At 45.2% G+C, this 7,858-nt stretch carries 5 protein-coding genes; 2 read left to right on the top strand and 3 right to left on the bottom strand.

The window, feature by feature from the left end:
• Positions 1 to 46 precede the first annotated feature (46 nt).
• Entirely contained in the window at positions 47 to 652 is a 606-nt protein-coding gene (gene cobO, locus AB4512_RS21795; RefSeq protein ID WP_029222032.1) for a cob(I)yrinic acid a,c-diamide adenosyltransferase, read from the bottom strand.
• Positions 653 to 736: 84 nt separating this feature from the next.
• Between cobO and AB4512_RS21790 the strand changes: the two genes are divergently transcribed.
• Positions 737 to 1,186, top strand: a complete 450-nt coding sequence (locus tag AB4512_RS21790; protein ID WP_017067202.1) for a low molecular weight protein-tyrosine-phosphatase — start codon at positions 737 to 739, stop codon at positions 1,184 to 1,186.
• A gap of 114 nt (positions 1,187 to 1,300) precedes the next feature.
• Here the strand turns inward: AB4512_RS21790 and AB4512_RS21785 are convergent, their stop codons facing one another.
• Positions 1,301 to 2,848, bottom strand: coding sequence for a SulP family inorganic anion transporter (locus AB4512_RS21785; RefSeq protein ID WP_017062156.1), 1,548 nt, complete (start codon positions 2,846 to 2,848; stop codon positions 1,301 to 1,303).
• Between the two features lie 258 nt (positions 2,849 to 3,106).
• Entirely contained in the window at positions 3,107 to 6,274 is a 3,168-nt protein-coding gene (gene rne / locus AB4512_RS21780; RefSeq protein ID WP_017067203.1) for a ribonuclease E, read from the bottom strand.
• A 618-nt stretch (positions 6,275 to 6,892) separates the two neighbouring features.
• Here rne and rluC point away from each other — a divergent pair.
• On the top strand, positions 6,893 to 7,837 hold the full coding sequence (gene rluC / locus AB4512_RS21775) for a 23S rRNA pseudouridine(955/2504/2580) synthase RluC (RefSeq protein ID WP_017054981.1): 945 nt from the start codon (positions 6,893 to 6,895) through the stop codon (positions 7,835 to 7,837).
• Positions 7,838 to 7,858: the final 21 nt, after the last annotated feature.

Genomic DNA, 7,858 nt, shown 5'->3' with positions numbered 1-7,858 from the left:
GAGAGGGAAGAATGACCGAGTCGGGGGGATCTCTGGTTGAATGCTATTACCAATCCACGCCTTGAAGCGCTTTTACACCAGATTCGAAAGCGTGTTTAACGTTACGAACTTCAGACACGGTATCGGCCATGTCCGTTAAAGTGCGGTGCGCCCCACGACCAGTAATGATCACGGATTGCATTTTCGGACGATTATTCAGAGCCTCTACCACTTCATCTAGCTCGATGTAGCCATAGCTCACCATGTAAGTCAGCTCATCAAACAGAATCACGTCAATGGACTCATCAGCCAACATACGCTGACATTCTTTCCAGATACGTTGTGCGGCTTCAATATCTTTTGTTTTGTCTTGGGTTTCCCATGTAAAGCCGGTTCCCATAACTTGGAACTCCACATCCAGTTTTTGAAGAACGTTCTTTTCGCCGTTATCCCAAGTCCCTTTAACAAATTGTGCAACGGCACATTTCTTACCATGACCAACGGCACGTGTAATGGTACCAAAACCGGATGTTGATTTTCCTTTACCGTTACCAGTAATAACCAACAATAAGCCTTTCACTTCTTGTGCTGCAGCGACACGTGCATCGACTTGTTCTTTTACTTTCTGTTGTCTTGCTTTGTGGCGTTGTTCTTTGTTGTCTTCAGTCGACATAACAAATCCTTTTAAGTTGTGATTGCGTCTATCATAGCCTAACTTAACGATAGCAAAAACCATCGGAAGAACAGGTGATTAGGGATGAAAAAGATACTCGTAGTTTGTATGGGGAATATTTGCCGCTCGCCAACAGGTGAAGCGGTGCTAAGGAAGAAAGCGCAACAGCTGGATATTGATGTTGTGGTCGACTCTGCGGGGACGATTGGTTTTCATCAAGGCAACCCGCCAGACTCGCGATCCAAATCTGCAGGAGAGAAGCGAGGCTACAGCTTTAAGGGGATTACTTCTCGTAAAGTGGTAGATAATGACTTCGAAGAATTTGACCTGATACTCGCGGCCGATAGGGCGAATTTAGACGACTTAATGAGCCAATGCCCAGTTCACCTCCAATACAAGCTCGCATTATTTTTGAGCTTTGGAGAGTCACAATATCAAGAGATCCCCGATCCGTATTATGGTGAGGGAAATGGTTTTGAATTGGTGTTGGATTTAATCGAAGAGTCTAGCGAAGCGATACTGCGTTCGATGTAGTGTAGGAACAATGTACGTCGTTTTGTTATCAGCGTAAGGGCTGACCGAGAGGTATAAAAAAGGCCGACATTGAATGTCGGCCTCTCTAAATCTAACTTAAAGCTACAGCTAAGATTACTTAGACATTACTTTGTAGATTGGGTCTTCTGCAACGTTCGCTTCAACTAAGCTACCTGCTTTGTGCAGCATAGCAACACAGTCTTGGCTTAGGTGGCGAAGGTGAAGTGTTTTACCTAGCGCCGCGTAACGGTCAGCAATCGTGTCGATCGCTTCAATTGCAGAGTGGTCAGTCACGCGTGAGTTTGCGAAATCAACGATTACATCTTGTGGATCGTTGTATGCGTCAAACAACTCTAGGAAGTTAGCCGTTGAACCAAAGAAGATTGGGCCGTTAACTTTGTACTCTTTTGAGCCTTCAGCGTTTACTGATGTATCTGCGTAGATGTGTTTAGCATGTTGCCAAGCAAACATTAGCGCAGAAGCGACAACACCAACACCTACTGCCACAGCAAGATCAGTCAGTACTGTTACTACGGTAACAAGAACGATAACGAAGAAGTCTTGTTTAGGAACGCGACGCGCAAGCTTGAAGGTTGCCCATTCAAATGTGCCGATAACAACCATGAACATTACGCCCACAAGTGCTGCTAGAGGAATCATTTCAATCAGTGCAGAACCGAACAGGATGAACATCAGTAGTGCAACTGCGGCGACGATACCTGAAAGACGACCACGACCACCTGAGTTTACGTTGATCATCGATTGACCGATCATCGCACAACCACCCATCGCACCGAATACAGAACACGTTACGTTAGCCATACCTTGACCAACACATTCACGGTTAGATTGACCACGAGTGTTTGTCATTTCATCTAGTACTGTCAGTGTCAGTAGAGACTCGATCAGGCCGATAGCCGCAAGGATAATTGCGTACGGCAGGATGATCTGTAGTGTATCTAAAGAAAACGGAACAGCAGGAATTGAGAATGTTGGAAGAGAGCCCGCTAGCGTAGCAGCTTCGTCACCAGACATTGTACGTAGGAAGTCGACAACAGTGCGAGTTTCAAGGTCAAGACCCACAACCAAAGCCGTTACTGTAACAATAGCAACTAATGAAGATGGTACCGCTGTTGTTAGCTTAGGTAGGAAGTGGATGATAGCCATTGTAAGGGCTACTAGACCTAGCATTAGTGTCATTTGACCGCTTGGTAACCAAGTCAACGCACCTGTTACGTCTGGCGCTTTAAATTGACCAAGTTGAGCTAGGAAGATAACAATGGCCAAACCGTTCACGAAACCAATCATTACTGGGTGTGGAACGATACGGATAAATTTACCTAGTTTAAATACACCTGCTGCAATTTGCAGAAGGCCAGCCAGCATAACGGCTGCGAATAGGTATTGAACACCATGGGTTGCCACTAGGCTCACCATTACAACGGCCATTGCGCCGGTTGCGCCAGAAATCATACCTGGACGGCCGCCAAAGACAGAAGTGATTAAACCTACGATGAATGCTGCATAAAGACCAACCATTGGGTCAACGCCAGCAACAAAGGCGAATGCTACAGCTTCAGGTACCAGAGCCAGGGCTACTGTAAGACCTGAAAGCACGTCATTCTTTACAGAGTGCTTTGAAAATTGTGGGAATTCGAACATGTTTGCTCAGCTATGCTTAAGATGGATTTACCGACACGGGTGTATTGCGTAGCCAAACAGTGATGGAAAAGAGCGGCAATAGCGAAGTGTCGAAAAGATAAGTGCGCGAATGCTACCCAAAAATGTGATTAAGTTCAAGGTTGAACCTAACTTTGAGTAATATATCTGTTAATTTTTATTCGATTAGTAGATATGAAAAAGGCTGCTTTAATAAGCAGCCTTTGATTCTATTTACTCGCGATTACCTATCAGTAATCACTAGTAGTTTGGCTTAGTCATCGCCGCGCCAGCTTTGTTCGACGCTGCCTGACTGCCTGCACCTTTCGATACAAAACGTTCAGTGCGGAACGGAGCTGCAATCACTTCAATCTCTTTGATCTCTTGAGGACCAGGAGCTTTAGTCATTGGTGAACCGGCTTGCTTCTTAGCAACAGCTGCCTTTGGTGCCGCTTTAGGAGCTTCTGCTTTAACAACAGGTGCTTCTTCAACTTTTGCACTTTCAGCTTTAGGCGCTTCAGCTTCAACAACTGGTGTTGCTTCTGCTTGCACAGCTTCTGCTACAACAGGCGCTTCAACTTTCGTCGCTTCTGCAATCACTGGAGCTTCAACTTTCGCGGTTTCAACAACCACTGGTGCTTCTTCAACGACTGCAGGAGCTTCAACTGCAGCAGGAGTCTCAGCTACTTGAGCTTCAACAGCAGCATCTTCACGACGGATGATAACTTTACCCATTGCAAGCTCTGGACATGCGAAGCCGCCAGTCATTGCTACGTTGCTTTGTGGTGCCGTCTCTAGAGCAACATTCTGCTCTTGAACAGATGTTTGAGCTTCAGCTGCTACTTGAACTTCAGCCACTTCAGGCTTTGCCAGCTTGTGGTGAGGTTTTGGAATGAAGCGAGGCATCACTTTACCCATAGCCATCTCTGGAGAAGCTACACCACCTTTACGTAGGCGGAATGGGTTAGGGCGACGATCACGACCGCGACGACGACGTTGACCACTTGCACGTAGGTGACGTGGAGAACGACGGTTACGACGTTGTTTCGGCTCTTCCTGTTCAGTTTGCTCTGCATTCGCTTGAGTTGCTTCTACTTGTTCCGCAACTTTTTGCTCTTGAGCTACTGACTGTTCTTTTGAAACAGATAGTTCTTTAGCAGCAACCTGCTCTTTTGAAGCGTTATCTTCAGCTTGAGCTTGTTGGTCTTTAACACGAACTTGCTTGTTCAGTTTACGACGCTGACGACGCTCTTTAATCTTAGCTGCTTTCGCTTCAGGTTTAGCCTTAGGCGCTTCCGGTTTACCAGCTTGTGCTTCTGCTGCTAGCTGTAGACCTTCTTCTGCTAATTTAGATGGTGCTTGCTCTTCGCGTTGCTTCTGCTCATCACGTGGCTTGTTGCGACGGTCTTGCTTAGGCTTGCGAGGCTGACGAGTTTGCTGTGGAGCTGCTTCTTTTTGCTCTTCAGGCTTCTCATCACGAGCTGGCTTACGGCGGCGTTTGTTGTCACGGTTTTCGTTACGATTGTCACCACGTTCACCACGGTCGTTACGCTGTTCGCCACGCTCACCACGTTGGTTACGACGACGGTTATCGTTACGATCACGGCGTTGACGGTTGCCGTTGTTACGATTGTTTTTAGGTTTTTCTTCTTCTTTCTTCTCTTCTTCTTTTTTCTCTTCTTGAGTTGAAGAGCCAAATAAGAAGCTACCGATAGCTTTGAAGAAACGACCAATTAGGCCTGGTTCTTGAGTCGCTGCTGGTTCAGCTTTCTTCTCTTCTACAGCTTTAGGTGCTGGAGCAGGAGTTGGTGCTGATTGAGCAGGAGCTGCGAAGCCTTTCAGAGCAGGTTCTTCGATCTTCTTAGGACGAATAGTCTGTTCAGCAGGCTCTTTGCTTTCCGCTTCTTTTAGAGCTTCTAGCTTGTTAGGCAGCAAGTAAGATAGTAGATCGAACTCTTCACCTTCACGAACACGGATAACCTCAAAATGCGGCGTTTCCATGTCTGAGTTAGGAACAACAGTGATCTTAACTTCTTGGTTCTTCTCGATGTGGTTTACTGAGCGACGTTTTTCGTTCAGAAGATAAGAAGCGATTGGAACAGGCACAACAGCAAGTACTTGTGCTGTGTTGTCTTTTAGAGCTTCTTCTTCAATCAAACGTAGAACAGAAAGTGCTAGAGATTCGTTATCACGAACAACACCAGTACCTGTACAACGAGGACAAATGTGGTGGCTTGCTTCTGCTAGTGATGGGCTCAAACGTTGACGAGACATCTCTAGAAGACCAAAGCGAGAAATACGACCAATCTGAACACGTGCGCGATCTAAACGAACGGCATCACGTAGACGGCTTTCTACTTCGCGTTGGTGGCGAACCGGGGTCATATCGATAAAGTCGATTACAACAAGACCACCTAGGTCACGTAGACGTAATTGACGTGCAATTTCATCGGCAGCTTCTAGGTTAGTGTTAAGTGCTGTTTCTTCAATATCGCCGCCCTTTGTTGCACGAGCAGAGTTGATATCGATAGAAGTCAGTGCTTCTGTTGGGTCGATTACGATAGAACCACCAGATGGAAGACGAACTTCACGTTGGAAAGCAGATTCGATCTGGCTTTCAATCTGGTAATGGCTGAATAGTGGCACTTCACCATCGTATTTCTTAACGCGATTCATGAAATCTGGGCGTATTAATTGAATGTGCGCTTGTGCACGTTCAAAAATAGTATTGCTGTCGATTAGAATCTCGCCAATATCACGACGTAGGTAGTCACGAATTGCGCGAACAATAACGTTACTCTCTTGGTGAATTAGGAAAGGAGCTGCATTTGAATCAGAAGCTTGCTTGATAGCGCCCCAATGGTTCAATAGAACATTCAGGTCCCACTCTAGCTCTTCTGCGCTTTTGCCAACACCCGCTGTACGCACGATTAAGCCCATACCTTGAGGAAGCTCAAGAGTGCTTAATGCTGCTTTCAGTTGAGTGCGTTCATCACCTTCGATACGACGAGAAATACCGCCAGCACGAGGGTTATTAGGCATAAGAACTAAGTAACTACCAGCCAAAGAGATGAAAGTTGTCAGTGCAGCACCTTTGCTACCACGTTCTTCTTTCTCTACTTGTACGATTACTTCTTGGCCTTCTTTTAGCACTTCTTTAATGCTAGGACGGCCTTGGTATGTATAACCTTCAGGGAAGTATTCGCGGGCAATTTCTTTAAGAGGGAGGAAACCGTGACGTTCTGCGCCGTAATCAACGAATGCCGCTTCTAGGCTTGGTTCAATACGGGTAATACGTCCTTTGTAGATATTCGCTTTCTTTGACTCGTGACCTGGACTTTCGATATCTAGATCGAACAGTCGTTGGCCATCAACCAAAGCGACACGCAACTCTTCTTTTTGAGTTGCGTTAATTAACATTCTTTTCATTTAGAAGTTCTCATTGTCTTTTCTTATTTTCATCATTGTTCTTATCGCTTTATTTCGTTTCTCATGGTGCCAGATCCCATGGCTTTATCGGTGCAGCCTCCCGGCTGGAGAGGGATGCTCTGGGGCACGTCAGTCATCATAGGGAGTTAGCCTATGATCCGCGATGTGGCGGTGAATACTCAACATGAGTGTACGTGAGTAGAGCGATAAGGAACTCAGTTGACCGTGTCTTACGCCGATTGCAGCACTGTCTAATCTGAGTTATCTACTCATTTACTTGCTTATGAATGGTTAGCTGTTTAAATAATAGTCAAACCATTGATAGCAGCTGTGAACTATAGCAGCGGTCGGTAAACACAGCAATCTGCTTTGTCGGAATGCTGTAAAAAAAACAGTTTTTGTTTGGGTTTTGATAGCTCTAACTCACTGTCTATAAATAATTTATCAATTGATATTTTAATTTGCAGGAATCTTGATGCTTTTTTGTTCGAAGAATCAAAGAAATATAGAACTTCGGCGACCATTTTGGGATAGATCGGTAAGGATTAGGGATAAATAAGTTCGGAATAGGGCTAAGAAAATCTCAATTATCAAAAGTGACAGTGATACAATAGCGCAATGAGCGAAATTAGAACCCAAGTCCAATTCGTCGACATTGACGAAGATATGGCTGGTCAGCGTATTGATAACTTCTTACGCAACCAATTAAAAAACATCCCGAAAAGCATGATTTACCGAATCGTGCGTAAAGGCGAAGTCCGCGTAAATAAAAAACGCATTAAGGCTGAGTACAAACTAAAAGCTGGCGATTTAGTTCGTATCCCTCCGGTTACTATTGAAGAGAAAACAGAAGAGAACGTGCCGAGCACGAAACTCAACAAGGTTTCAGAATTAGAACAGTGCATCATTTATGAAGATGATCACATGCTAATTCTTAACAAACCGTCTGGCACTGCTGTTCATGGTGGTAGCGGATTAAAATTTGGCGCGATTGAAGCATTACGTGCTCTTCGCCCTGATGCTCGTTTTCTTGAATTAGTGCACCGTATCGATAGAGATACGTCTGGCATTTTGCTTGTTGCTAAGAAGCGCTCGGCGCTAAGACACCTTCAAGCACAGTTCCGTGAAAAAACGGTTCAAAAATACTACTTCGCTTTAGTTATGGGCGAATGGAAGAACAGCTGCAAAGTCGTCAACGCACCTTTGTTGAAAAATGAAGTGAACAGCATTGTTCGAGTTAACCCGAATGGTAAAGCTTCTGAAACCCGTTTTAAGGTTTTAGAAAAATTCCAAGAGGCGACGTTGATTCAAGCAAGCCCAATTACAGGCCGAACACACCAAATTCGTGTGCACGCTCAGTATACTGGTCACCCAATTGCTTGGGATGATCGCTACGGTGATCGTCGTTTTGACGCTTACACGGGTAAGGTTGGTCTTGATCGTCTGTTCCTACATGCAGCAAACATCAAGTTCACACACCCAGGTAGTGAAGAGAAGATGGATATCTCGGCGCCAATGGAAAGAAGGCTAGAGAAAGCCCTAACTGGTTTACGTAAGCTTTAAGAAGATACGAGATACGAGATA

This window comes from Vibrio sp. 10N.222.52.B7 (assembly GCF_041474275.1).
GTDB lineage: Bacteria > Pseudomonadota > Gammaproteobacteria > Enterobacterales > Vibrionaceae > Vibrio > Vibrio crassostreae_C.
This window is presented reverse-complemented; position numbering and strand designations above follow the sequence as displayed.

Coding starts and splice junctions, on each gene's coding strand:
- AB4512_RS21790 (WP_017067202.1), top strand. CDS start 737: ATGAAAAAGATACTCGTAGTTTGTATGGGGAATATTTGCCGCTCGCCA.
- rluC (WP_017054981.1), top strand. CDS start 6,893: ATGAGCGAAATTAGAACCCAAGTCCAATTCGTCGACATTGACGAAGAT.
- AB4512_RS21785 (WP_017062156.1), bottom strand. CDS start 2,848: ATGTTCGAATTCCCACAATTTTCAAAGCACTCTGTAAAGAATGACGTG.
- cobO (WP_029222032.1), bottom strand. CDS start 652: ATGTCGACTGAAGACAACAAAGAACAACGCCACAAAGCAAGACAACAG.
- rne (WP_017067203.1), bottom strand. CDS start 6,274: ATGAAAAGAATGTTAATTAACGCAACTCAAAAAGAAGAGTTGCGTGTC.